Origin of the sequence: Francisella noatunensis subsp. noatunensis, assembly GCF_009823375.1 — a bacterium.
GTDB classification, from domain to species: domain Bacteria; phylum Pseudomonadota; class Gammaproteobacteria; order Francisellales; family Francisellaceae; genus Francisella; species Francisella noatunensis.
Map to the genome: position 1 here is coordinate 52,801 of NZ_WBSX01000001.1, position 25,584 is coordinate 78,384.

Genomic DNA, 25,584 nt, shown 5'->3' on the forward strand with positions numbered 1-25,584 from the left:
ATATGACAAAAAAATACCTAAAAGTTGATGTGGTTAGTCCCCTAGGTTCAGTTTTTAAAGGCGAGGCTGATATTGTAAGTCTACGTGGATCTGCTGGAGAAATGGGTATAGCATATGGACATACAGAGCTTCTATCCACTCTACCAGCTGGTGTGGTCAATGTTAGAAAAGATGAACATACTGATGTACTATACGTCTCAGGTGGTATTGTAGAAGTTACTCCTACTCGTGTTACAATTATGGTAGATGATATGGAGAGAGCAGAAAACTTAAATCAAGCAGAGGCTGAAAAAGCTAGAGTTAGAGCTCAGGAAGCTCTTAAGAATCCAGATGCTTCCAAACTTGATATGGAAGCTGCGAGCAAAAGACTTAGTGAGGCTGATGCTCGTCTTAAAGCTCTTAATTCTTCTAAAGGCTTGTATTACTCAAAACAAGACTAGCAACTCTATTAATTTTCAAAAAGTTTAAATCCGATTTACATTTGCTTATAAATTTATTGTAATGATTTATGAAAAAATGACTATTTATAACATATTTACATAGAATTATTTATAATTATAATACTAGTATTTGTGTTGTTTAATAATGAAAAAAGTTTTTACTTTAATTGTACTTTGTTTGTCGATAATACCCACATATATAATCGCCCAATCATCCAACGATGTTGAAGTTCAAAAAAAGCAGCTCTGTAGAGCATCTGCTTCCTAAGAGAATTATATCTGGATTCTTAGATGTTAGAACTCCTGGTTCAACATCTAGAGTTGATATTGAGCAGGCGAAGAATGATGGATATAATGTTATTGTTATAGCTTATGGTGAGGTTTATAATACAGATATTGGACTTTATATTTCTAGTCCTACATCTATACAAACTATCATTGATAAAGTGAGACAAGCTAAAAAAATGGTATGAAAGTCTTGCTAGCTGTTGGTGGCATTCCAAATACATTTCATCCTGGACTAAATAAGACAGATGTATCTCCAAAAGTTTTTGGCAAAGATATGTCAGATGCACAGATCTATTCCTTAGCAAACAATATAGTCAATTTTTTGCGTAAAAATAGTATTGATGGAATTGTTTATAGTTTTAGGAAATTCACATCAGCAGATTTTATTAATCAACTTTCTTTGGATATCAAAAAAATTGACCCAAATATTGTCATAGTTGCAGAGCCTCAGGTAAATGATTATAAATTAGTAACAACGGGTAAGAGTAATGACTATGATAAAGTAATTCAAAATGGGTATATAGATTATTTATTTATCCAAGAGTATGATACATACCCAGAATATGAGCCTGGTTTTATAGCAGATAGTTATTCAAAAATTGTCAATGATTTGAATATTCCTGTTCATACTAAGGTTTTGATTGGTGAACCAACAAATGCAATTTCAGGAGGTACAAATACAGTATATCATCCTGAGGGCAATGCAACTTTATCATTAACGACTGAACAGGCAGTAGAGCTTATGTTACCTCAGTTTGAGAAACTTAAGTTTAAACCGAGATTTGCGGGAGTAACAGGCTGGTCTTTAAATACCGATTATGCCGCTGACTTATATGGGGATTCATCTCATAGTTCCGGTTCCTTTGCTAAAAATCTTAGAGCATGTATTTATGATAACGTATGTGTTCAAGTTGATAATAGAATAAAAGGCCCTGTCATTGCGGGATTTTTGCCTTTATGGGGAAAGAGTAGCTCTTGTAATATTTCAGGTAGGCAGATAAATACAACTCCAGTTGATATATCAATGCCGGGGAATAAAGAATATTGTGATAAAAATCCTGATGTATGCAAATACAATGTAATAATAGCAGTATATGCTAGGTATACCAATAGTAAAGGATTTGAGTTGTCATTTAATGATGAGAATGGTAGCTCGAATAAGTTATATGATCCTGATGAGCTTAAAGAATTTATTGGATATATGAAGTCAAAAGGAAAACATGTTTTAATCTCTTTTGGAGGAAAGTCATCGCATATCGATTGGCAAACTGTAAACTTTGATAGTTTAATTCATATTGTAAAAGATTTTGGTTTCAATGGTATAAATTTTGATTTGCCAAAAACAGCAGTGCCAAAGGATGAGAAGCAAGCTCAAATTGCCGCTCTAAAAATAAATAGATTGATAATGACTCTTAGACACAGCGATAAGAATTTTTGGTTAACACTTTCTCCTGAGTGGGATTATATTGTAGCCCCTTTAGCTAAGAATAATAAGGACAATATGTACGTTAGTCATGGCTATGTTGAGTTATTAGATAATATTGGTATGAGTAAGATAAATTATATTTTTCTTAATACTTTTTCTGAAAGACCAGCTGATGCAATTTTAGGGTTATATAAGGATCAAAAGGGTGAATTTATGAAAATATCTCCTTTAGATGGCTATGATAAATTTTTGGCTTCGCTTGCGTGGGCTCTGACAACACCTCAAGGATTTGAAGCAAATCATCCGAAGTATGAAGTTGATAGACCTATTAAAATTCCAGCTAATAAACTTGTATTTGTTGTTCCAACAACTAAGGGCGCGGTTCATGGAGGAGATACTTATGTTTTATCAAGTTCGGAGATAAAGCAAATACTTTCATTAATGAAAGAAAATAAAGCATCCTTTGCTGGATTTGCTCTTTGGAGTATGGATTTTGATGCTACAAATATTGAGTCGGGAGATTTAAGTGATGGTTATCAGCATTTACCTTGGAGCTCTACTAATAATATAGCAAATATCGAACTACCTCCAGTAGCTTCAATTGTGAATGATAGTGATAGATACCTGAAAAAAGTAAATGATTCTCATAAACCGCAAAAATATATTATGGATACAGGAATTGTTAGATATCCATATCAGATAGGCACTTATGGATCAGATACTGTTGTAAGTTTTGCAGGTAAGATGTATAAATGTAAGTCTATGCTATAGGTCAAGCTGTGTAATGATGAAGCATATATTCCAAATGGCTTATACGGGGATCTTGCATGGGAAGAGATTAAGCCACAAAGCCCCAAAAAATATTCTGAAAGTAAGAAAAAATTTAAATTGAAAGAAGGTGAGGTAGCTACTTATCCAAAAGGTATAGGGAGCTATAAGGTGGGTCAAATTGTGCTTGCCGATGGAAGAGAGTTCGAGTGTCAGAAAGAAGAGTATTGTAATAAATCTTCTTACAGCCCTATTAAAGAAAAAGGTTTTGTGGCATGGAGTAATATTACAAATGATATTTCTCACTTTGTGAACAAAGAGCAAGATGTTAAACCTAGAGGCGCTGATTATATCTACCCTTATGGTATAGAGGATTATAAAGGGGCACGGTTGTGGCTGTTGATAAGGAATTATATAGATGTAATATCGGCCCTGAGTCAAGCTTGTGTACCATGAGTGCATATAAGCCAACGGGTAAATATGGTACAGATGCTTGGACAAAAATGAATAATAAATAATTTTTAGTGAGTAGTTTTTATTTGACCGAGTCTATAAGTTCCTTAAGTTCGCCCGACTCATTCATCTCCATGATTATATCGCAACCGCCTATTAGTTCACCTTTTACCCATAGTTGAGGAAAAGTAGGCCAATCAGCATATTTAGGTAAAATAGCACGAATATCTGGATTTTTTAGAATATTAACGAACGCAAAGGAGGGCTTTCCACATGTTCTAATTGCAGAAGCTGCATGAGCTGAGAACCCACACTGAGGCAAATTTGGAGAGCCTTTCATGTATAGGATAATATCATTTTCCTTTAGTTGCTTTTCTATTCTATCAACAACTTTTTGTTCTTCTTGTGTATACATATTTATTTCCTTTTTATTTGATTAAACAACTAAGTTTAGAAATTTTATCTAAAAAATGATAGCATATTATACTAAACGGTTATAGTACCGAGATGCTATAATAATTAATTCAACTAGTTCAGGGAGAATAATGAGATGAAATTTGAATTACCAAAACTACCTTATGCATTTGATGCATTAGAGCCTACTATTTCAAAAGAAACGATTGAGTATCATTATGGTAAGCACCATCAAGCTTATGTAACTAATCTAAACAATCTGATTGAAGGTACAGAGCATGCTGGTAAAAATTTAGAAGAAATAATAAAAACTTCTTCAGGCGGTATATTTAATAATGCTGCTCAAGTATATAATCACACATTTTATTTGAATTGCCTATCACCAGTTAAAACTGAACCATCAAGCGAGTTAAAAGCAGCTATTATTGAAACTTTTGGTTCAATAGATAACTTTAAGGATCAATTCTCGAAAGCGGCTGTAGCTACGTTTGGATCTGGTTGGGCTTGGCTGGTAAAAAATACCGAAGGCAAACTTGAGATTGTTACTACTAGTAATGCAGGCTGCCCTTTGACGGATAACAAAAAACCTTTACTTACATTTGATGTTTGGGAGCATGCTTATTATATTGATTATCGTAATGCAAGACCTAAATATGTTGAGTCTTTATGGGATATAGTAAATTGGAAATTTGTTTCTGAGCAGTTTAAGAAATAGGTTGTATCAAGTGAATAAAAATAAAGTACCACTATATTCTTTTACTGTTGGAGTATTGGCTATAGTATTTGTTTTAGTGGTGATTATACTATTTCCAAGTCTTCAAATAACTGTTGTTACAAAAAATATTGTACTAGCAGTTCTTTTGTTTCCGTGGATAATTTTTATTATTTCTCAATTATTTGTTAGAAAAAAATAAATAAATCTTTGAGTATTTATTGGATATTTGTCATTAGTTTAATTCTTTGTCTAAAAATGTAGATGATAGTAGATATAAGTATTCCTATTATAAAGCTTACTATGAAAAGTCCTTCCCATTTATAGTGGCTTTGTACATATCCAGCAAATGGTCCTACAAAGACTCTTCCTAGCGAATCGATTGAACTAAGGACAGCAAATTGTGTTGCTGAAAATTTTATATTTACAAGACTCATAATCATCGCTACAAGTATTGCTGTACCCATTGCTCCACAAAAATACTCAACGGCAACAGAGCTTACCATTAGATAGTAGTTTTTACCAACAAACGCTAGTAATACGTACATTAGATTTGCTAATGCCATAATAATACTAAAGAAGAGAAAACTTCTGTAAATACCTATTTTTCTTGCGATTAGTCCACCTACGATAAGACCTATTAAAGTTGCTGCTAATGAAAAAGCTTTGTATGAAACTGCTATTGTGGTTTTATCAAATCCTAAGTCGGCAAAAAAGACTGTATTAAGTGAAAATGCGATCGCATCTGCAAGTTTATATCCAGTTATTATCAATAATATTATAATTGCAGTTTTAATTCCTTGCCGTTTAAAAAACTCAATAAACGGCTGCGTAAAGGCTTCTTTGAAACTTTTTGGTACTGTGGTTGATGAAGACTCTTTTAAAAATAAGCAATAGAGTGGACAGATTATGAAAAATGCAAGAATTGTTATTAGTGCTAGGCTCCAACTGCTAGATATAAGTTTTTGAGTAGAAACTATATCAATATTAGTAAATAAGACATTGCTACCATAGTATTCAGTAAGTTTAGGTGTAGATATCTGTATAGGTTCAGCACCACCACTATAATAATCAGCAAATATTAGTACTAACGATCCTGTTACAAGCATTGCAATACGATAGCCAATAACTGCTATAGCATTACCAAGAGCTTTCTCTCTCTCGTTAAGAATTTCAGTTTGATATGCATTTATAGCGATGTCTTGTGTTGCAGATGTAAAGCATATTAAAAAGCCGATAAAAGCAATCATAAATGGTTGAGCTGCGGGAGATAATTGACTCATAAGAGCTATTAGAATTATTAAGATTATCTGTGTTGTAAGTATCCAACCTTTGCGTCTACCAATCCCTAAGATATTAACTTTATCAAGGAATGGAGCCCATAGGTATTTAAATGTATATGGTATTGCAATAAGTGTTAAAAAACTTATATTTTGAATGTTGATGCCACTATCTCTATACCAAAGCAGTAATGATGATGCTGTAAGCATTAGGGGTAATCCAGAGGCGTAACCTAGAATTAGCATAGTAAACATTTTGGGCTGTTTAAATGGTGCAACCAATTTGTCACTAAATGTTGGAGAGTTATTCATTATCTATAGAATAGAAATTTTTTGATAAAAGAATCGTAGCTTAATTAAGGAGAAAAGTAAATAAAATAAGAAAGCAGTTTTGATTAAATTATAAATCTCTGCTTGTTGCGCCAGTATATAACTGTCTCGGACGACCAATTTTTTGTGCTGGATCATTAACCATTTCGATCCATTGAGATATCCAACCAGAAGTTCTAGCAAGAGCAAATATTGCTGTGAACATGCTCTCTGGAATGTCCATAGCTTTTAAGATGATTCCAGAGTAAAAATCCACATTAGGGAAAAGCTTTCTATCAATGAAGTAACTATCTTGTAAAGCAATCTCTTCTAGTTTTTTAGCTATAGCAAGAAGAGGATTGTCACTATGACCAAGCTTAGCAAGAATTTCTTCACAATTTTTCTTCATTGCAGTTGCTCTTGGATCGGTGTTTTTATAAACTCTATGGCCGAATCCCATTAGTCTAAATGGATCATCTTTATCTTTAGCTTTCTCTATAAACTTATCGATATTATCAACACTACCAATTTTTGATAGCATTTTTAATACAGCTTCGTTAGCGCCACCATGAGCAGGACCCCAAAGTGCTGTAATACCTGCAATGATAGCTGCATAAGGAGAGTTACCTGTTGAGCCAGAAAGTCTAACTGTAGATGTTGAGGCATTTTGCTCGTGATCAGCATGAAGCATGAAAATAGTATCCATAGCTTTAACGTGTAGCTCATCAGGCTTAAAGCTTTCATCCTCTGCAAACATCATGTATATAAAGTTTTCAGCATAACCATACTCTTTTTTAGGTTCTAGGAATTTTTTACCTTGGTTATGTCTGTAAGCCATAGCTGCAATAGTTGCAATCTTAGCAACTATATTTTTAGCAACTTCATCTTGTGTTTCAGTTTGACCCTTGTGAATATGTTCAGCAGCCAAAACATTGACACCGGCAATTAATCCAGACATTGGATGAGTGTGTTGTGGCATAGCAGAAATAGCTGCTTTAACATGCTCACATACTGGCATCTTAGCTACAATCTCTTCTCTAAAATCTTTGATCTGAGAATCTGTTCCTAATTCACCATAAATCAAAGCATAGCAAAGATTTCTGTAATTTGATTTCTGCGTCCATTGTTCGATTGGATAGCCTCTATGTAAAAGAATACCTTTGCCACCGTCGATATACGTGATTTTAGATTCACATGCAGCTGTCGACATAAAGCCAGGGTCATAAGTAAAGACACCATGCTTTACTAGAGATGATACATCTATGCAGTCATTACCTAGACTAGGAGAGTAGATTGGTAATTCTATTTCAATATTTTTATCTGCATACTTAAGAGTTGCATATTTACTCATTAATAGGCCTCCAAGTGAGTTGATCAAAAAATACAATGCAAAAGGTTTGCAATAAAAAGATACCTTTTCTAAAAACATATTTATATAGGTATCATTATAGCGGAATAATAAGCTAAAGATTTCTGTTTTGCAAATAAAAAAGTCATAATATATCAATGATGTGAATATTGTTTATTTTGCTTAATAGTTTGTTGCATTTAATTATCTAGTAAAATATGAATCAAAAATTTGTTTAAGTATTTGAATTTGTTTTACTAAAAATATATTATTTAAGAGTTGTTGTATAACATTGGTTTACATCCGATTTACTGATATACATAAATTGCTTCGGAGGAATGTCGAGCATGAAAAAAATTACTAATGTTGATTTGATGTCAATTAAATCTTATAAGTTTCCTATTACTGCTATTAGCTCTATACTGCATCGTATATCTGGTGTGGTATTGATTTTTGCAATACCTTTGGCGGTTGTTGGTATGAATTATACACTTGCAGGTCCGGATGGCTATCAGCAAACTGTTGCTGTTTTGACTAGAGGTTGGTGCAGTATATTCTTTTGGCTGTTTTTATCATCTATAACTTATCATGTTTTTGCAGGTGTTAGACATATGATTATGGATATGGGTTTTGGTGAAAGTATGAAAGTAGCTAAGATTACTTCGTTGCTTGTTATTATTTTAGGTGTTTTATCTGCTATTTTATGGGGGTGCTACTTATGGCTGTAATTTTATTAACTTCTTCTGGAATCAAAGACTTCTTCGTTCAAAGAGTGACAGCTGTGATTATTGCTGTTTACTTTGGTTATCTGATTTTGGAAACTTTGTGTTTATCTCATGCTGGAACACTTAATTATGACAGCTGGAGAGGATTGTTCACGGATGGTATGTTTTTTAGGGTTGCTACACTGATGGCTTATTTAGCTATGTTTTTCCATGCTTGGGTTGGTATTTGGATTATTTGTGGTGACTATATTAAGTATGCTTGGGCATCAGCTCTTGTTATGCTGAGCTTTGTGCTGATTTATGTGTTCTGCTTTTTTTGGTTATTCGCAGTTTTATTTTTCTACTAAGAGGTTATTTTTATGAGTATAGCTACGCAAGAGTTTGATGCTATTGTAATTGGTGCTGGAGGTGCTGGTCTGAGAGCATCTTTTCAGTTGTCGCAATCAGGTTTCAAAACAGCTGTTGTGTCTAAAGTTTTTCCTACTAGATCGCATACGGTTGCAGCCCAAGGGGGTATTGCAGCTGCTCTAGGAAATATTGAATTTAATGATGGATTGCCATCAGATGACTGGAAATGGCATATGTACGATACGGTTAAAGGTTCTGATTATATTGGTGATCAGGATGCGATTGAATACATGTGTGAGCATGCGCCGCAGTCAATTATTGAGTTAGAGCATATGGGCATGCCTTTCTCAAGACTAAAAAACGGTAAGATATATCAGCGAGCATTTGGTGGTATGTCTAGAAATTATGATCCTGCTAATCAGGCAGAAAGAACTTGTGCTGCGGCTGATAGAACTGGGCATGCGCTTTTACACACCTTATATCAGGGCAATCTTTCTCATAAGACTGATTTTTATACAGAATGGTTTGCTGTTGACTTGGTCAAAGCTGATGATGGAAGTATAGCCGGTGTAATAGCTCTTAGTATAGAAACGGGAGAAACTGTTTTCTTGAAAGCAAAAATTACTATATTGGCTACTGGTGGAGCAGGTCGTATATACGAATCTAGTACTAATGCCTATATCAACACAGGTGATGGTATGGGTCTTGCTTTAAGAGCAGGTTTGCCACTTCAGGACATGGAGTTTTGGCAATTTCACCCTACTGGTATTGCTGGAGCTGGGGTTTTGGTTACTGAGGGATGTCGAGGTGAAGGTGGGGTGTTACGTAACAAAGATGGCGAGAGATTTATGGAGAGGTATGCTCCTAATGCAAAAGATCTTGCTTGTCGTGATGTTGTGTCGCGTGCATCGCAACAAGAAATTATGGAAGGTCGTGGTGATACTTTCTCTGGGACAAGCTGTGTATGGCTAGATTTGACTCACCTTGGTGAAGAAGTTATTGATGAAAGATTGCCTACAGTTAGAGAGTTAGGTAGAACTTTTGCTGGTATAGATCCTGTTGAGAAGCCTATACCAGTTGTGCCTACATGTCATTACCAAATGGGTGGAATACCAACTAACAAGCATGGTCAGGTAATCACTCTGGTGAATGGTGAAGATAAGGTTGTTGGTGGCTTATATGCCGTTGGTGAATGCGCTTCTGTATCAGTACATGGTGCAAATAGACTTGGTAGTAACTCTTTATTAGATTTGGTTGTATTTGGTAGAGCTGCAGGTATGCATGCTGAGCAGAGTTTGAAAGAAGGTATGCCTTCGAAAGAAGTTTCGCAAGAGAATATTGAAAAAGCAACTGCTAGAATCACTAAGTGGGATACTTCTGAGCAAAGAGGTTGTCAAGAAAAAATAGCGGTGCTTAGAAAGGAGCTTCAGCAGACTATGCAACAATACTTCTCAGTATTTAGGCAAGAAAGTACAATGAAAGAAGGTCTTGATAAGTTATTCAAAATTAGAGAAAGACTTGATAATGCTGTTTTGGAAGATAATTCTAGAATTTTCAATATGATGAGAATAGAGGCTTTGGAACTAGATAATCTTGTATTGACTGCGATAGCTACGGCAAAGTTAGCACTTGAGAGAAAAGAGTCTAGAGGTGCGCATTCGAGAGTGGATTATCCTGAAAGAGATGATAAGAATTGGATGAAGCATACGTTGTATTTCTTAGATGGTGATAAAACATCACAACGTGATGTAAATATGTCTCCTACTAAGGTTAAAGCTTTCCAACCAGCAGAACGTAAGTATTAATACGAGGATTTGATAAATGGATGTAAGATTTAAGATTTATAGATATAATCGAGAAGTAGATAAAAAGCCATATTATGATGAGTATACTGTCACAGTAGAAAATGAGGGGGTTAAAGTCTTGACTGCTTTGGAACTTATCAAAGAACAGGACCCTACATTGGCTATGAGAAGATCTTGTAGAGAAGGTGTCTGCGGTTCTGATGGTATGAATATTAATGGTAAAAACCGTTTGGCATGTATTACCTCAATTGGAGAGTTAAAGCAACCAATCAAAGTTAATCCTCTACCGGGCTTACCAGTTGTTAGAGACTTGATTGTAGATATGAAGCAGTTTTATAAAAACTATGAAAAGGTTAAACCATATCTCATAAATGATGAAGAGCCTCCTGTTAAGGAAAGGTTACAGTCTCCTGAAGATAGAGCTAAATTGGATGGTCTTTATGAGTGTATTTTATGTGCGTGTTGTACAACATCATGTCCATCTTTTTGGTGGAATCCAGATAAGTTCATAGGGCCTTCAGGTTTGTTACAGGCATATAGATTTATTGCGGATTCAAGAGATACTGCTACGGAACAAAGACTTGAAGATTTAAAAGACCCGTTTAGTCTATTTAGATGTAGAACTATTATGAACTGTGTTTCTGTGTGTCCTAAAGGTCTTAATCCTACAGAAGCTATCGGTAAGATCAGATCTGCACTATTAAAGAAAAATGTGTAAAATTTAAAACCTGACATTTAGGTATTTATATGAAAAAAAAACAACCGGATTTTAGTCAGTGGTTGGAAACAACCCAGCTCTTCGGAGGTAATTTAGAATATCTTGAATCAATATATGATGATTATATTATGGGCAACTATGAGGATATTGATCCAAAATGGTTGTCCTTTTTTGATTCTATAGCTAGTTCAACAGATACTGTGCATCGCGACTTGGTTGATGAGTTCAAATTTTTGGCTAAAAATAGATCTACTGCTACAACAGTTATCAGTAGTGAAGGTAATGTGAGCTTGAAGGCAAAGGCTCTAGTAAAAGCTTATCGATCTCATGGATATAAATCAGCAAATATTGATCCATTAGGGCTGATGAAGTATCAAAGAGACTCTGATCTAGAATTGTCTGCACATGGTCTATCTGAAAAAGATTTGTCTGAGAAAGTTAATCTTGGTGAATTTACTGATAATAAAGCTATTACTCTGAAAGAAATAATAGATAAAGCTAAGGCAATTTATGAATCTAGTGTAGGTTATGAGTATAGGTATATTGGTAATAAAGAAGAGAAGTTATGGCTTCAAGATAAGATAGAAAAAAATCTATCCACACGGCAGTCAGATAAGAAATGGATTTTACAGCAGTTGGTTGCAGTTGAGGGGTTAGAAAAGTATTTAGCTTTGAGATATGTGGGCCAGAAGAGGTTTGGTCTTGAAGGTGGTGAATCTTTAATTCCTTCTCTTCAACACGTTATAGAAAAAGCAGTATCTAGACATTCAACAAGATTTATTCAATTAGGTATGGCCCATAGAGGTCGCTTAAATGTTCTTGTGAACGTTATGGGTAAAAATCCTAAGGATCTATTTGAAGAATTTGAAGGTAAGAGAAGCGAAAAGAGCTTGTCTGGTGACGTCAAATACCATATGGGATATTCAAATTATAGATGTATTGATGGTAAAGAAGCAAAAATCGCACTAGCGTTTAACCCATCGCATCTCGAAACAGTAGATCCAGTTGTCGAAGGTGCAGCTAAAGCTATACAAGATAAATTAGATGGTAATGTTTATAATAAAGTACTACCTATATTAATACATGGTGACTCAGCTTTTTGTGGACAAGGTATCGTAATGGAAACTTTTGGCTTTTCCCTTACAGAAGCTTATGGAACAGGTGGAACAGTTCATCTTGTGGTAAATAACCAAGTTGGTTTTACTACTAGCAGTACATTTGGGGTCAATAGAAGTAGCAACTACTCAACTGATATTGCAAAAATGGTAGATGCACCAATCTTTCATGTAAATTGCGATGATCCTGAGGCTGTACTTAAGGTTGCTGATATAGCCCTTGAATACCGCATGAAGTTTAACAAGGATGTAGTTATTGATTTGGTTTGTTACCGTAGAAATGGACATAATGAAACTGATGAACCATCTGGAACTCAACCACAGATGTATGAAGTGATTAAAAAGCTTCCTTCAACACTAAAATTATATAGTGAAAAACTTATTAGAGAAGGTGTTGTCGATAGTAACCTTGTTGCACAATTAAATGCTAATTATCGTAGTAAACTAGATAATGGTCAAGTCACGATAGATATTCTTGATAGAAAGGCTGTAAAAGACAAACTTAATGTTTGTGACTGGCTGCCTTATATTGGTAAGCAAGAGACTAAATATACTTATCATGCAATACCTGAAAATAAACTCAAAGATTTGGCTTTGAAAATGAGTGAAGTACCGGAAGAGGTTAATGCTCAGATGCAGGTCAAAAAAGCGATAACAGATAGAGTCAAGATGGCGAATGGAGAGCTTCCATTAAATTGGGGGTTTGCCGAATCTCTTGCTTATGCAACATTGCTTGATGAAGGTTATTCGGTAAGGCTATCTGGAGAAGATAGTGGTAGAGGAACATTCTCTCATCGTCATGCTGTTGTTAAAAATATGGATACTAGCTCGCAGTTAAAAGAGTATGTACCACTTCAGCATATTAATGAAAAAGCTCAATTTGATGTGATCGATTCTACGCTATCTGAATACGGTGTTTTAGGATTCGAATATGGTTATAGTTGTTATAGTCCGGATTCTCTAGTAATTTGGGAAGCTCAATTTGGTGACTTTGTAAATACGGCTCAAGTAGTTATTGATCAGTTTTTGGTAGCTGCTGAAGAAAAGTGGGGTATTTTGTCAGGGTTGACACTATTTTTGCCTCATGGTCAAGAAGGCGCTGGTGCTGAGCATTCTTCAGCACGCTTAGAGAGGTTCTTGCAATCATGTGCAAATAAAAATATGCAAGTTTGTACACCTACTACTCCAGCACAAATCTATCACTTGCTAAGACGTCAAGTTATTAGACCGCTTAGAAAGCCATTGATTGTAATGACACCTAAGAGTTTATTAAGAAACCCTATGGCTGTGTCTACATTAGAAGAGCTCTCTAAAGGTAAGTTTGAATCTATTATAGATGATGCAAGTGCTAATAAAGAGAAAGTCAAAAGACTTATACTTTGTAATGGTAAGGTTTATTATGATCTAATTGCTAAAAAGCAAGATACTCATGAGGATATCGCTGTAGTTAGACTTGAAGAGTTGTATCCGTTCCCACAAGACGAACTTGCAGATATTTTTGCTAAGTATAAGCATGCCGATAAGGTAGTATGGCTACAAGAAGAGCCTCAAAATAAGGGGGCTTGGTATAATATTAGACACTTCATAGAAAAACTAGTATTAAAAAACCAAGAGTTGCTGTGTGTTGCAAGAGAGAGATCATCAACTCCTGCAGTAGGGTATCATGCACTATATGTTAAACAGCAAGAAGAAATTATTAATAGAGCTTTAGAAATATAAAATTTAAGTTATTACTAGGAGTAAGAAATGGTTGAATTAAAAGTACCTATGTTTCCAGAGTCTGTTGCAGATGGCACTCTAGTTCAGTGGAATAAAAGTGAAGGCGATTTTGTTGAAGAAGGTGATATAATCGCTGAAATAGAAACTGATAAAGTAGTTATGGAAGTTCCAGCTACTGCAAGTGGTGTTCTTAAAGGAATTGAAAAGCAAGAAGGTGATATAGTTTTATCTGAAGAATTTTTAGCAAATATTGATACTAATGCTTCAACTTCTGAGCCAAAACAAGAGGTCGTTGTAGAAGCTTCTTCACAAGCTTTGGGTAAAGAAATAGATGTTAAAGCACCTGTTTTCCCTGAGTCTGTTGCAGATGGTACGATTTCTGAGTGGCATAAACAAGAAGGCGATGCTGTAGCAGAGGGTGATGTCTTAGCTGAGATTGAAACAGATAAGGTTGTTATGGAAGTCCCTGCAACATCCAACGGTGTTTTATCAAAAATATTAAAGCCCGCAGGTGAAACAGTTCTTTCATCAGAGTTAATAGCAAAAGTTATAGAGGGTGCAGTGGCATCTGCAGCACCTAAGTCAGATGCAAAAATACAGACTGAAGATAAAGGCAATGATCCTCATCTAGTTCCTTCTGCACGTAAAGCTTTTAATGCAAGTGGATTAGATTCTGCTGCAAGTATTGAAGGTACTGGTAAGAAAGGACGTATAACTTCTGAAGATGTTAAAAAGGCGGTATCTAGTAGCAAGCCACAACAGCATGCTATAGTCGCTAACCAAGGTCCAAGATACGAAAAAAGAGTTAAGATGACTCGTTTACGTCAGACTATTGCAAATAGATTAGTTGAGGTTCAGCATACTAATGCTATCTTGACGACGTTTAACGAGGTTGATATGAGTGCAGTTATGGCCCTTAGAAATAAATATAAAGATATATTCCTTAAAGAGCATGATACAAAGCTTGGTTTTATGTCTTTCTTTATTAAAGCAGCAACTGAAGCACTTAAAAAGTTCCCAGATGTTAATGCTTCTATTGATGGTGATGAGATTGTTTATCATAACTACTTTGATATTGGTATAGCTGTTGGTACAGATAGAGGCTTAGTGGTACCTGTTTTAAGAGATACAGATGGTAAATCTTTAGCAGAGCTTGAAGCAGATGTGCTTGATAAAGCAATCAAAGGTCGCGATGGTAAATTAAGTCTAGAAGATATGCAAGGTGGTACGTTTACAATTACTAATGGTGGTACTTATGGATCTATGCTATCCACACCGATTATTAATTCACCACAAAGTGCGATCTTGGGTATGCATAATATTGTTGAAAGACCTGTAGTAGTAAACGGCGAGATCAAAATCCGTCCAATAATGTATTTGGCATTATCTTATGATCATAGAATTATCGATGGTGGTACATCAGTAAGATTCTTGAAGATGATTAAAGAATTGTTAGAAGATCCAAATAGAATCCTTCTACAAGTATAATTATTTTTCTTTCACTTTATTCTAAAGGTTTATTTCGATGAATTTAGATTTTATAAAAGACAGAATTGTGGCTGTGCCAGACTTTCCGAAGCCTGGTGTAGTGTTTAGAGATATCACTCCATTATTAGCGGATCCTCTAGGTTTGAAAATGACTGCAAAGGCTATGGCTGAAGAATTGAAATCGAAAGGTATAAAGCCGACAATTATTGCTGGTACTGAAAGTAGAGGGTTTATTTTTGGGGTAGCACTTGCAGAAGCTTTAGGCTTAGGATTTGTTCCTGTAAGAAAACCTGGCAAGCTCCCTAGAGAAATATATAAAGTGAGCTATCAGTTAGAGTATGGTAGTGATAGCTTAGAGATTCACAAAGATGCTTTTAAGCTTACAGATAAAGTACTAGTTGTCGATGATTTGTTAGCAACTGGTGGCACAGCAAAAGCAACTGTTCAGCTTATTGAAAAAACTCAAGCAAGTGTCGTAGGTCTTATATTTGTAATAGAGCTTGAAGATCTGAATGGTAGAAAAGTTCTTGAAGGACATAATGTTTCAGCATTAGTAAAATATTAGGAGATGATTGTGGCTAAGTATTTTGGTACAGATGGTATTCGTGGTGAAGTAGGTAAATCTGTTATAAAAGCTGAATTTATGCAAAAGCTTGGAAATGCGGTTGGAGCATTAATAAATGAAAGGGATTATCCGAAGTTTGTTATTGTCGGACAAGATACGCGTAGTTCTGGTAATTTTTTAAAATTTGCTTTAGTTTCAGGTCTAAATGCAGCTGGTATAGATGTGATTGATCTAGGTGTAATCCCTACACCTATTGTGGCTTTTATGACTGTTAAATACAAAGCAGCTGTTGGATTCGTTATCACAGCATCTCATAATAAGTTTACTGATAATGGTGTTAAGCTTTTTTCATCAAGTGGGTTTAAATTAGATGATGCTCTAGAAGAAGAAGTTGAAGCTAAAATTGACTCTGATTTTATTTATCAGACAGAGTGTAAGTTTGGTAATTATAAGATTGCTGAAAACTTTATAGATGGGTATATTGAAAACTTATTTGAAAGTTTTGGCTCTTTGGTTAATTATAAAGGTAAAGTTGTCATAGATTGTGCTCATGGAGCTGCTTCGAATCATTTTGAAGCATTGCTTGATAGATTTGGTATTGACTATATTTCTATAGCATCTAATCCAGATGGTTTAAATATAAATGTTGATTGTGGGGCGACTTGTACCTCAAATATTAAAAAAGCAGTTATAGAGCATAATGCTGATCTAGGGATTTCTCTAGATGGGGATGCAGATAGAATTATTATTGTTGATGAGAATGCTCAAGAAATTGATGGTGATGGAATATTAAATATTATTGCTCAATATAGTAATATTTGTGGTGGTACTATTGGTATTGTAGGTACACAGATGACAAATATGAGTTACGAAAATTATTATAAAGCAAATAACATACCATTTATTCGCTCTAAAGTTGGTGATAGATATGTTCTAGAAGATTTGGTTAAGCATGGCTATAAAATAGGTGGAGAGTCATCAGGGCATGTTATCAACCTAAATTTTGGAACTACAGGTGATGGTTTATCGACAGCTATTCAATTGTTAGCGATTTTCTCGCAAAGTGATAAACCAGCATCAGCGTTTAAATTACCTGGTGAATTAATGCAACAGACTATGATCAATGTTCCACTTAATTTTAAAGTAACATCTGATGATTTAGCTAAGCTCGCTAGTGATGTTGCTAAAGCTGAAGAGCGATTAGGTAGTCGTGGACGTGTACTGTTGAGACCTTCAGGAACTGAGCCAGTTCTGAGAGTTATGGTCGAAGCAGATACTAAAGATTTAGCTACAAAAGAAGCAGAGCATTTGGTTGAAAAGGTAAAACAAAAATTGGTGTAGATATGCAAAAATTAATAATGGGAAATTGGAAAATGAATGGTAGCTCTGCAAGTATTAAAGAGCTTTGCAAGGGTATTTCAGAAGTCGATTACAATAGTGAAAAAGTCGCTGTTGCTGTTTTTCCTTCAAGTGTATATGTTAAAGAGGTACTTGCGCAGCTTCCTAAAGAAATTGGGGTAGGTCTGCAAAATATTACTTTTTATGATAATGGTGCATATACTGGAGAGTTATCTGCAGAGATGTTACATGATGTTGGTTGTAATTATCTACTTATAGGACATTCTGAGAGAAGATCTTTGTTTGGTGAAACTGATCAAGATGTTTTCAAAAAACTTAATAAAATTATAGATACATCAGTTGTGCCAGTTGTATGTATAGGAGAGTCTCTAGAAGATAGACAAGGTGGAAGGTTAGAAAAAGTACTAACAACACAATTAAGTCTAATATTAGAAAATTTATCTATTGAGCAACTTGCTAAGGTTGTAATAGCTTACGAACCTGTTTGGGCTATAGGTACAGGAGTGGTGGCATCTTTAGAGCAAGTGCAAGAAACGCATCAATTTATTCGTTCGCTTGTAGCTAAAGTTGATGAAAATCTTGCTAAAAATATGAAAATAGTGTATGGCGGTAGCCTAAAAGCTGAAAATGCTAAAGATATCTTAAGTTTACCAGATGTTGATGGTGGCTTGATTGGTGGAGCATCTTTGAAAGCTTCTGAGTTTAACGAAATAATAAATCAAGCAAATAAAATATGTACGGAATAATTTTAACTATAGATATTATCGCAGTTATCGCTATTGTAGCTCTAGTTTTGCTACAACAAGGTAAAGGCGCTAATATGAGTGTTTCTTTTGGTGCAGGTGCTTCTAATACTGTTTTTGGTAGTAAGGGAGCAGCTTCATTTTTATTTAAAATGACGGTATTCTTTACGGCAGTATTTTTTGTATGTTGCCTTACTTTAGGATATTTAGGTAAAAGTCAAAATACAACCGCTAGCGTAAGTTCAGTTAGTATTGATAACTCTATAGCTAGTCAATATGATCAATATCGAAAAGAGATTGATCAAAGTTCTACTAGTACGAAAAAATAAAGTACTCATTTAGCACCGGTGGTGGAATTGGTAGACACGCCATCTTGAGGGGGTGGTGTCTGTAGGACATGCGAGTTCGAGTCTCGCCCGGTGCACCAAAATCTAGAATTCTTTAAAATACAATTTTCTGATAATATAAAAAATACATATTGTTTTTTAATTTTTTGTATACGAGTCAAACCTTTGAAAAAGTTGTTGATAAGAATGTAATAGAAGGGACAAGATACTTCATATCTTTAGTTGATTTGGGGTCATACACAGCAGTAAAAAATTATTACTCGGTCGAAATTAGTACAGTTCGAAATAAATTAGAGCTTCTTGAAAGTTATTTAGGAGTTAAACTAACTCGGCCAAGTCGTAATAAAATAGATGTAACAGATTATGGTAAAAAATATTATTTATCGTGTAATAAGTTATATATAGACCTGCAAAATACTATACTATCTAGTAAGTATAGGGATATAGATAAACTAAAATATATTCATCTCTTTGGGACAAGAGCTTTTGTAGAGTATATTTTGCCTAAAATTCATCAAATAGATGATAATGCTGCTATAGCTTTGCTCATATTAATTGCTAGATTGTATTCTCAATGTTTATAGAGATACCAAAATGGTGTTTATGAGGTTGAATGTGTAGATAGTTCTAATAAAGAAGTTAAAGTATATGTTGATGCTATTAGTGGTAAGATATCTCAAATTGAATATGATGATTAAATAAATGTATTTATACAGTCATTTAAGAATAAGTAGCCCTTATCTGTAGGCTTGACGTTATCTTTATTTACTTTGAGTAGACCCCTGTCTATTGCTACCTGTAAATTGTTTTGTATAGTATCTTTGGATAAAAAAGTTTGCCTTTCAAATAGATCAAAGCTGAAACCATCTCGTAAGCGAAGGGTGTTGAGCATAAACTCATAGATTAAATCATCCTGACTAACAACATTTGAATCTTTTATAAAGTTATTTGCCTGTGAATATATTTTGGGATGTTTGTGTTTCCAAGTTCTTTTAATCTCTTTGGTTTGAAGATTTGTAATCTTGCTATGAGCTCCAGCACCAATACCAATGTAGTCACCGAAGTTCCAATAGTTTGAGTTATGAATAGATCTTAAATTATCTTTTGCATAAGCTGAGATCTCATATTGATAATATCCAGCTTGTTGGAGTAATTTTTTACCAGTGATTTCAATTTGCTCTAAAGTTTCTTCATCTGGTAGTTTTGGAGGCTTTGCTGCAAAGAGGGTGTTTGGTTCTATGGTTAGCTGATACCAAGATATATGTGTCGGTTGCATTGCTATAGCTTGAGAAATGTCAAAAATACCATCCTCAAAGCTTTGATTGGGAAGCCCGTGCATTATATCAATATTGAAATTTGAGATTCTTGAATTCTTAATCTCTTCGATCGTTGTGTAAACATTGTCACAATTATGAATTCTACCTAGTAACTGTAGCTTTTCATTTTGAAAGCTTTGTACACCAACTGAGATACGGTTTATACCAATATTTGCATAGTCTGAAATAGAGCCACGTTCGACAGTACCAGGATTCATTTCAAGAGTTATTTCGCAATTGGGATTAAGCTTTGAATTATCTTTTATGTGTTGTAAAACTCTACCAAGATAATCCGCTTTGAAAAGTGAAGGTGTCCCACCCCCTATGAAAATACTTATAACTTCTCTATCTTGTAGATCAGTTAGATGAGTATCAAAGTCGGCAATTAGTTTTTTGTAATAATCTTGTGAAAGATATGTATCATCTTTGATTGCATGGGAGTTAAAATCACAGTAAGGGCACTTACGTACACACCAAGGAAAGTGTATGTATATTCCTATTTGTTTGTTTATATTAAACATCTTATGCCTTAAAGATGAGAAATTTACTAACAACAAAAGTATATACTGCGACTAATCCCATCGTTATAAATAGTGCAAGTAAATATTGTATATGTAGAAGATAAAGCAACACATAATATATGCCTTCATTGAGAGCTAAACCTATCATGACATTAATGAAAAATTGTGTGGCAGCCTTTTTATGTGATTGAGTTGTTGTTGAGAATGTCAAAAATCTATGTCCAAAATAGCTGACATTAAATGCAATAAGGAATGCAAAAAAATTTGCTACCATAGGCTTGAAAATATCAAGTTCAACAAGTAACCATACAATAACAAAGTTAGTTATTGATGCTAATATACCTATAATTATGAAATAAGATAGTTGTTTTTTTAACATTAGTTTGTGGAGTTTTATAGTAGTTGTTTATATTATAACTATTAAAGAGAATTTTATAAGGGAAAGTTAGATGGAAATAATTAAATATCAATTGGGAATTGTTGAAGGCTTACCATCATCTGCTTTATATATGATGTTTAGTATCAATAAAGATAATGATGTTAGGTTTGGATTAAAAGTATTACAGAAATTTGTCGATGGTAAGAGTGTGGTTGCTGGTTTTGGTAACGATCTTTTGCAAATGTTTAATCTTCCTAGTGAAGATAATTTCAAAAGAGCTAAGTTCAATAATGAAAGAATGCCAGATAATGATGGTTATGACTTGGTGCTTTGGCTAAGAGGAGATGATCGAGGAGAGCTATTTCATAATGCATTAAATATTAGAAAAGCATTACAGGATTTCTTTACTGTAGAAAAAATAGTGTCTAGCTATACCTATCATGGCAAGTATGATTTATCAGGATTTGAAGATGGTATTGAGAATCCTAAGGGTGAAGAGATTGTTCCAGCATCAGTAATACCAGAAGGCAAGTTAGAGGGGTCGAGTTTTTGGGTTCTTCAGCAATGGTTACATGACTTTGATTGGTTAAATAATGCAAGTCAATCAGCGAAAGAAGAGTGTATTGGTAGGTCTTTGGATGATTCTCATCAATTTAAGGATTTGAAAGACTTCGCTCATGTTAAGAGATCTGCCAAAGAAAACTTTGATCCAGAAGCAGAGTTACTAAGAAGATCAATGCCTTGGTCAGATGATAATCTAAATGGAGGCTTCATGTTCTCTGCGTTTGCATTATCATTTAGATCATTCAATTTACAGATGGGTAATATGCTCGGTGGTAGTGATGGTATTGTTGACGGAGTCTTTAAATTTTCTAAGATTATTGAGACAAGCTATTTGTGGTGTCCACCTTTCAAAAAAGGTAGGCTTGATATTTCATTATTAAAGTGATGCAAAATAGCTGAAAGATTATATTTTATATACAAATACTCATTAACAGGTTAAAATATACGCGTGTTATGCAAAAATTAATTAGTATCTACGGAGGTTAAAGCATGTCTGATATTAAAAATATCACTAAGCTACAGATAGAGGAAAAAGGAAAGAAATACTCTCTGTATAGCTTAAAGAAACTTTCTCAAGAGCTTGGTAAAGATGTAACTCGTCTTCCTTACTCTATCAGAGTATTACTTGAAAACCAACTAAGAAATATAGATGGATATAAAGTAAAAGAAGATGATATGCATAAGGTTTTAGATTGGGATGCTAAAGCTAGCTCAAGACCTGAAATTCCACATATGCCAGCTAGAGTAGTGATGCAAGACTTCACAGGTGTGCCAGCTGTAGTTGATTTGGCAGCGATGAGAAAAGCTATCAAAGATGCTGGTGGCGATGCTGACAAGATTAATCCTCTTGTAGATACAGCTATGGTAATTGACCATTCTGTACAAGTTGATTACTATGGAACAAAAACAGCTTTAGCACAAAACGTTGCTAAAGAGTTCGAAAGAAATGGTGAAAGATATAGTTTACTTAAGTGGGCTCAGAAAGCATTTGATGATTTCATAGTTGTACCACCAGGAATGGGTATTATTCACCAAGTAAACCTTGAGTATTTTGCAAAGGGCGCATTAGTAAAAAATATTGATGGTGAAGATGTTATTTACCCAGATACATTAGTGGGTACAGACTCACATACTACTATGATCAACGGTGTTGGTGTAGTAGGTTGGGGTGTAGGCGGTATTGAAGCTGAAGCTGTTATGCTTGGTCAACCATATTACATGGTTTTACCAGATGTGGTAGGTGTTAAGCTTACTGGTAAACTAAAAACTGGTGTTACAGCAACAGATTTAGTACTTAAGATTACTGAAGTACTTAGAAAGCACGGTGTTGTTGGTAAATTCGTTGAGTACTATGGAGAAGGACTAGAGGGTTTATCTCTACCAGATAGAGCAACTATCGCAAACATGGCTCCAGAATATGGTGCTACGATAGGTTTCTTCCCTGTTGATGAAGTTACGTTAGACTTCTTTAACAATACAAACCGTAGCGAACTTGTTGATGCTGCGTGTGATATGTATAAAGAGCAATTATTATTTAGAGAAAATCCAACAGAAGAACCTGAGTACTCTAGTATTGTAGAAATTAATTTATCAAACGTTGAATCTAACCTTGCTGGTCCTAAGCGTCCACAAGATAGAGTTGCTTTCCATGATATGAAAAAGGCTTTCAAAGAAGCTTTAGTTCATGAGCAAGGTTTACATGGTTTTGGTTTAACTGATGAGCAATTACAAAAGTCAGCTGAAGTAAAAGGTCTTAGTGAGAAAATCACTCATGGCTCACTTGCTATTGCTGCAATTACTTCATGTACAAATACATCTAACCCTTCATTACTGTTAGGTGCTGGATTACTAGCTAAGAAAGCAAATGAGAAAGGTCTGAAAGTTAAACCTTTTGTTAAAACATCATTAGCTCCAGGATCTCAGGTTGTTACTCAATATCTTGAAAAGGCAAACCTATTGCCAGAGCTTGAGAATTTAGGATTTAACCTTGTTGGGTATGGTTGTACTACTTGTATTGGTAACTCTGGTCCTCTAGATGAGCCTGTAGTAGAAGCTATTAATGAAGCTGATCTTGTAGTAGCTTCTGTAAGTTCTGGTAACCGTAACTTTGAAGGTCGTATCAATCCTCATGTTAAAGCGAACTATTTAGCTTCTCCTATTCATGTTGTTGCTTATGCTTTAGCTGGTACAGTTGACTTTGATCCAGTTGAAGATGCTATTGGAACAGATGCTGAAGGTAATAGTGTTTACTTAGCAGATATTTGGCCAACTACAGAAGAGATTGTTGCAATTCAGTCTGATGTAATCAACTCAGCAATGTTTGAAAAAGCTTATGCTACTGTACTTGATGGAACAGAAGATTGGCAAAAACTTGATGCTTCTGAAGGTAAGCTTTATGAGTTTGATAGTTCTTCGACTTATATCCAATGTCCAAACTTCTTTGAGAAGTTTGCAGAGGGTAATGATGACTTAGATATCAAAGGTGCAAGAACTCTACTTATGTTAGGTGATTCTGTAACTACAGACCATATTTCGCCTGCTGGTGCAATTCCAGAAGAGTATCCTGCTGGACAATATCTAAAATCTTATGGTGTTGAGAAAAAAGACTTTAACTCTTATGGTTCACGTCGTGGAAACCATGAAGTTATGATGAGAGGTACTTTTGCAAATATTCGTATTCGTAATTTACTTCTTGATGGTGTAGAAGGTGGATATACTAAGTATCATCTTGATGGCTCTCAACAGTATGTATTTGACGCAGCTATGAAATATAAGGAAAAAGATATTCCTTTAGTAATTTTGGCTGGTAAAGAGTATGGTACTGGCTCATCACGTGACTGGGCTGCTAAAGGTACATTCTTGTTAGGTGTTAAGGCTGTTATAGCTGAGAGCTATGAAAGAATTCATAGATCTAACCTTGTGGGTATGGGTGTATTACCTCTTGAGTACGTCGATGGTCAAAATGCTAAAACTCTTGGTTTGGATGGTTCAGAAATGTTTAATATTAATAATTTAAACAATATCAAGCCTCGCCAAAGAGTAGTTGTAGAAGCAGTACATCCAAAAACAGCGCATACTACAACATTTGAAGCATTGGCTCGTCTAGATGCAGATGTTGATGTTGATTACTTGAAGAATGGTGGTATTTTACAAACAGTTCTTAAAGATATCATGAAACAAAAAAAAATCTAGTTCAGTAAATACTGATACTAATACTTGTTCTGGAGATTCTTCAGAGTCTTCTTGCCCATTTTCAAAGATGGCTAATTTCTTTAAAAAACTATTCAAATAATTAATCTCTGAAAATTATTTAGTTCTCTATTTTTTTATTCTTTAATAGTGATAAAGTTTCATTATCACTATTAATTTTATTTGTATTATATGATAAGAAAACTACTAACTCTTTGTGTGCAAAAAAAAGCATCAGATTTGCACCTATCATCTGGGTGTAAAGCCAAGTATAGAATCGATGGCGACTTGATTGATATAGAAACATCTCCTGTATTAAATGATAAGATGATTTCACAAATGCTCTTGGAGATTATGACAGATGATCAAAAAGATGAGCTTATAGAAACTTATGAATGTGATTTTTCGATCGATGATAAAGATAATGATGCAAGATTCAGGGTTAATGCTTTTTTTCATAATCGTGGCTATGGTGCGGTATTTCGTCGTTTAGAAAATACGATCCCTACTCTAGATCAGTTTGGGGCACCGCGTATACTTAAAGACGTACAAGCTAAGCAGGGGAGGATTAATTCTTGTTACAGGACCTACAGGTTCGGGTAAAAGTAGTACCTTGGCTGCATTGGTTAATGAGATAAATCAAAAAGAAGACTCTCATATTTTGACTATTGAAGATCCTGTTGAGTTTGTGCATACAAGTCAAAGAGCTCTAGTTAATCAGCGTGAAGTCAAAAGAGATACTAGAAGCTTTAATGCTGCTTTGAAATCAGCACTAAGGGAAGATCCCGATTGTATCCTTGTTGGAGAGATGCGTGATTTAGAAACTATACGTTTGGCTCTTGAGGCAGCTGAAACTGGTCACTTGGTACTAGGAACATTACATACAATGTCAGCAATCAAAACAGTGGATAGGGGGTAATATCGGTATTTCCACCAGCTGAGCAGGAATTAGTCCGTAATATGTTAGCGGAATCATTGCAAATAGTTATATCTCAGCGTCTGCTTAAGCGAAAAGGTGGCGGTCGTGTTGCTGCATATGAGGTTCTTATATCTAATACAGGTATCAGAAATATGATAAAAGAAAATAAGCTTTCTCAAATCTACACAGCACTACAAACTGGAACAGCAAAAGGTATGGCTACTATGGAGCAAAGTATTGAGAATCTTCTTAAAGCCGGAACAATAACTCCTGAAGAAGCAGCTAAATATATAGTAGTAAGATAAAATATTCTTTTGCATAGGATT

At 34.8% G+C, this 25,584-nt stretch carries 19 protein-coding genes, 1 tRNA gene and 4 pseudogenes; 19 read left to right on the plus strand and 5 right to left on the minus strand.

Features of this window, described 5'->3' with window-relative positions; all coding sequences use genetic code 11:
* Positions 1-2 precede the first annotated feature (2 nt).
* Positions 3-440, plus strand: coding sequence for a F0F1 ATP synthase subunit epsilon (locus F8C69_RS00255; RefSeq protein ID WP_159183736.1), 438 nt, complete (start codon positions 3-5; stop codon positions 438-440).
* Positions 441-585: 145 nt separating this feature from the next.
* A pseudogene (locus F8C69_RS00260) lies at positions 586-3,440 on the plus strand (glycosyl hydrolase family 18 protein).
* A 17-nt stretch (positions 3,441-3,457) separates the two neighbouring features.
* On the opposite strand, the gene grxD reads toward F8C69_RS00260, so the two are convergent.
* Positions 3,458-3,790 carry a Grx4 family monothiol glutaredoxin gene (gene grxD, locus F8C69_RS00265; RefSeq protein ID WP_159183737.1) on the minus strand — a complete coding sequence of 111 codons (333 nt, stop codon included), beginning with the start codon at positions 3,788-3,790 and terminating at the stop codon, positions 3,458-3,460.
* Positions 3,791-3,925: 135 nt separating this feature from the next.
* Between grxD and F8C69_RS00270 the strand changes: the two genes are divergently transcribed.
* Complete coding sequence (locus F8C69_RS00270) at positions 3,926-4,504, plus strand: superoxide dismutase (protein WP_159183738.1); 579 nt, start codon at positions 3,926-3,928, stop codon at positions 4,502-4,504.
* Positions 4,505-4,719: 215 nt separating this feature from the next.
* Here F8C69_RS00270 and F8C69_RS00275 read toward each other — a convergent pair whose 3' ends face one another.
* Positions 4,720-6,093, minus strand: coding sequence for an AmpG family muropeptide MFS transporter (locus F8C69_RS00275; RefSeq protein ID WP_159183739.1), 1,374 nt, complete (start codon positions 6,091-6,093; stop codon positions 4,720-4,722).
* Between the two features lie 88 nt (positions 6,094-6,181).
* Entirely contained in the window at positions 6,182-7,441 is a 1,260-nt protein-coding gene (locus F8C69_RS00280; protein WP_159183740.1) for a citrate synthase, read from the minus strand.
* A gap of 344 nt (positions 7,442-7,785) precedes the next feature.
* Between F8C69_RS00280 and sdhC the strand changes: the two genes are divergently transcribed.
* The 13 genes and pseudogenes from sdhC to F8C69_RS11130 all read left to right on the plus strand — a co-directional run.
* The gene (gene sdhC / locus F8C69_RS00285) at positions 7,786-8,166 is read left to right on the plus strand and encodes a succinate dehydrogenase, cytochrome b556 subunit (RefSeq protein ID WP_159183741.1); all 381 of its coding nucleotides are present in this window, start codon (positions 7,786-7,788) and stop codon (positions 8,164-8,166) included.
* A complete protein-coding gene (gene sdhD / locus F8C69_RS00290; protein ID WP_159183742.1) occupies positions 8,142-8,510 on the plus strand; it encodes a succinate dehydrogenase, hydrophobic membrane anchor protein in 369 nt (122 codons plus the stop codon). The genes sdhC and sdhD overlap by 25 nt, the downstream gene beginning before the upstream one ends.
* A 12-nt stretch (positions 8,511-8,522) precedes the next feature.
* Positions 8,523-10,316, plus strand: a complete 1,794-nt coding sequence (gene sdhA / locus F8C69_RS00295) for a succinate dehydrogenase flavoprotein subunit (protein WP_159183743.1) — start codon at positions 8,523-8,525, stop codon at positions 10,314-10,316.
* A 16-nt stretch (positions 10,317-10,332) separates the two neighbouring features.
* Entirely contained in the window at positions 10,333-11,034 is a 702-nt protein-coding gene (locus tag F8C69_RS00300; protein WP_159183744.1) for a succinate dehydrogenase iron-sulfur subunit, read from the plus strand.
* 29 nt (positions 11,035-11,063) lie between these two features.
* Positions 11,064-13,868: a 2-oxoglutarate dehydrogenase E1 component gene (locus F8C69_RS00305; RefSeq protein WP_159183745.1), complete on the plus strand. Its 2,805-nt coding sequence runs from the start codon at positions 11,064-11,066 to the stop codon at positions 13,866-13,868.
* 27 nt (positions 13,869-13,895) lie between these two features.
* On the plus strand, positions 13,896-15,356 hold the full coding sequence (gene odhB / locus F8C69_RS00310; protein WP_159183746.1) for a 2-oxoglutarate dehydrogenase complex dihydrolipoyllysine-residue succinyltransferase: 1,461 nt from the start codon (positions 13,896-13,898) through the stop codon (positions 15,354-15,356).
* 37 nt (positions 15,357-15,393) lie between these two features.
* A complete protein-coding gene (locus tag F8C69_RS00315) occupies positions 15,394-15,921 on the plus strand; it encodes an adenine phosphoribosyltransferase (protein WP_159183747.1) in 528 nt (175 codons plus the stop codon).
* Positions 15,922-15,930: 9 nt separating this feature from the next.
* A complete protein-coding gene (glmM, locus tag F8C69_RS00320) occupies positions 15,931-17,262 on the plus strand; it encodes a phosphoglucosamine mutase (RefSeq protein WP_159183748.1) in 1,332 nt (443 codons plus the stop codon).
* A gap of 2 nt (positions 17,263-17,264) precedes the next feature.
* Complete coding sequence (gene tpiA, locus F8C69_RS00325) at positions 17,265-18,026, plus strand: triose-phosphate isomerase (RefSeq protein WP_159183749.1); 762 nt, start codon at positions 17,265-17,267, stop codon at positions 18,024-18,026.
* Entirely contained in the window at positions 18,014-18,352 is a 339-nt protein-coding gene (gene secG / locus F8C69_RS00330) for a preprotein translocase subunit SecG (RefSeq protein WP_159183750.1), read from the plus strand. Before tpiA ends, secG begins: the two co-directional genes overlap by 13 nt.
* Before the next feature lie 12 nt (positions 18,353-18,364).
* A tRNA-Leu gene (locus F8C69_RS00335) sits at positions 18,365-18,450 on the plus strand.
* Positions 18,451-18,516: 66 nt separating this feature from the next.
* Positions 18,517-18,954, plus strand: coding sequence for a hypothetical protein (locus F8C69_RS00340; RefSeq protein WP_234384208.1), 438 nt, complete (start codon positions 18,517-18,519; stop codon positions 18,952-18,954).
* A 3-nt stretch (positions 18,955-18,957) separates the two neighbouring features.
* Positions 18,958-19,068, plus strand: a pseudogene (locus tag F8C69_RS11130) (PepSY domain-containing protein); the annotation flags it as partial.
* Here the strand turns inward: F8C69_RS11130 and hemW are convergent.
* Positions 19,065-20,207 (minus strand): radical SAM family heme chaperone HemW, encoded by a 1,143-nt coding sequence (gene hemW, locus F8C69_RS00350; RefSeq protein ID WP_159183751.1) that lies wholly within the window; start codon positions 20,205-20,207, stop codon positions 19,065-19,067. The pseudogene F8C69_RS11130 and the gene hemW overlap by 4 nt on opposite strands.
* A gap of 1 nt (position 20,208) precedes the next feature.
* The gene (locus F8C69_RS00355; RefSeq protein ID WP_159183752.1) at positions 20,209-20,586 is read right to left on the minus strand and encodes a GtrA family protein; all 378 of its coding nucleotides are present in this window, start codon (positions 20,584-20,586) and stop codon (positions 20,209-20,211) included.
* Between the two features lie 70 nt (positions 20,587-20,656).
* Between F8C69_RS00355 and F8C69_RS00360 the strand changes: the two genes are divergently transcribed.
* From F8C69_RS00360 to F8C69_RS00370, 3 genes and pseudogenes are all read left to right on the plus strand, one after another.
* Entirely contained in the window at positions 20,657-21,535 is an 879-nt protein-coding gene (locus F8C69_RS00360) for a Dyp-type peroxidase (RefSeq protein WP_159183753.1), read from the plus strand.
* 104 nt (positions 21,536-21,639) lie between these two features.
* Positions 21,640-24,442, plus strand: a pseudogene (gene acnA / locus F8C69_RS00365) (aconitate hydratase AcnA).
* Positions 24,443-24,531: 89 nt separating this feature from the next.
* A pseudogene (locus tag F8C69_RS00370) lies at positions 24,532-25,563 on the plus strand (type IV pilus twitching motility protein PilT).
* The last annotated feature ends 21 nt before the right edge of the window (positions 25,564-25,584 follow it).

Excerpts from the sequence above, each read along its gene's own strand:
- F8C69_RS00355 (WP_159183752.1), bottom strand. The coding sequence starts at position 20,586 with ATGTTAAAAAAACAACTATCTTATTTCATAATTATAGGTATATTAGCA.
- F8C69_RS00360 (WP_159183753.1), top strand. The coding sequence starts at position 20,657 with ATGGAAATAATTAAATATCAATTGGGAATTGTTGAAGGCTTACCATCA.
- sdhD (WP_159183742.1), top strand. The coding sequence starts at position 8,142 with ATGGGGGTGCTACTTATGGCTGTAATTTTATTAACTTCTTCTGGAATC.
- hemW (WP_159183751.1), bottom strand. The coding sequence starts at position 20,207 with ATGTTTAATATAAACAAACAAATAGGAATATACATACACTTTCCTTGG.
- sdhA (WP_159183743.1), top strand. The coding sequence starts at position 8,523 with ATGAGTATAGCTACGCAAGAGTTTGATGCTATTGTAATTGGTGCTGGA.
- secG (WP_159183750.1), top strand. The coding sequence starts at position 18,014 with ATGTACGGAATAATTTTAACTATAGATATTATCGCAGTTATCGCTATT.
- odhB (WP_159183746.1), top strand. The coding sequence starts at position 13,896 with ATGGTTGAATTAAAAGTACCTATGTTTCCAGAGTCTGTTGCAGATGGC.
- F8C69_RS00280 (WP_159183740.1), bottom strand. The coding sequence starts at position 7,441 with ATGAGTAAATATGCAACTCTTAAGTATGCAGATAAAAATATTGAAATA.
- tpiA (WP_159183749.1), top strand. The coding sequence starts at position 17,265 with ATGCAAAAATTAATAATGGGAAATTGGAAAATGAATGGTAGCTCTGCA.
- F8C69_RS00305 (WP_159183745.1), top strand. The coding sequence starts at position 11,064 with ATGAAAAAAAAACAACCGGATTTTAGTCAGTGGTTGGAAACAACCCAG.
- sdhC (WP_159183741.1), top strand. The coding sequence starts at position 7,786 with ATGAAAAAAATTACTAATGTTGATTTGATGTCAATTAAATCTTATAAG.
- grxD (WP_159183737.1), bottom strand. The coding sequence starts at position 3,790 with ATGTATACACAAGAAGAACAAAAAGTTGTTGATAGAATAGAAAAGCAA.
- F8C69_RS00270 (WP_159183738.1), top strand. The coding sequence starts at position 3,926 with ATGAAATTTGAATTACCAAAACTACCTTATGCATTTGATGCATTAGAG.
- F8C69_RS00275 (WP_159183739.1), bottom strand. The coding sequence starts at position 6,093 with ATGAATAACTCTCCAACATTTAGTGACAAATTGGTTGCACCATTTAAA.
- F8C69_RS00300 (WP_159183744.1), top strand. The coding sequence starts at position 10,333 with ATGGATGTAAGATTTAAGATTTATAGATATAATCGAGAAGTAGATAAA.
- F8C69_RS00255 (WP_159183736.1), top strand. The coding sequence starts at position 3 with ATGACAAAAAAATACCTAAAAGTTGATGTGGTTAGTCCCCTAGGTTCA.
- F8C69_RS00315 (WP_159183747.1), top strand. The coding sequence starts at position 15,394 with ATGAATTTAGATTTTATAAAAGACAGAATTGTGGCTGTGCCAGACTTT.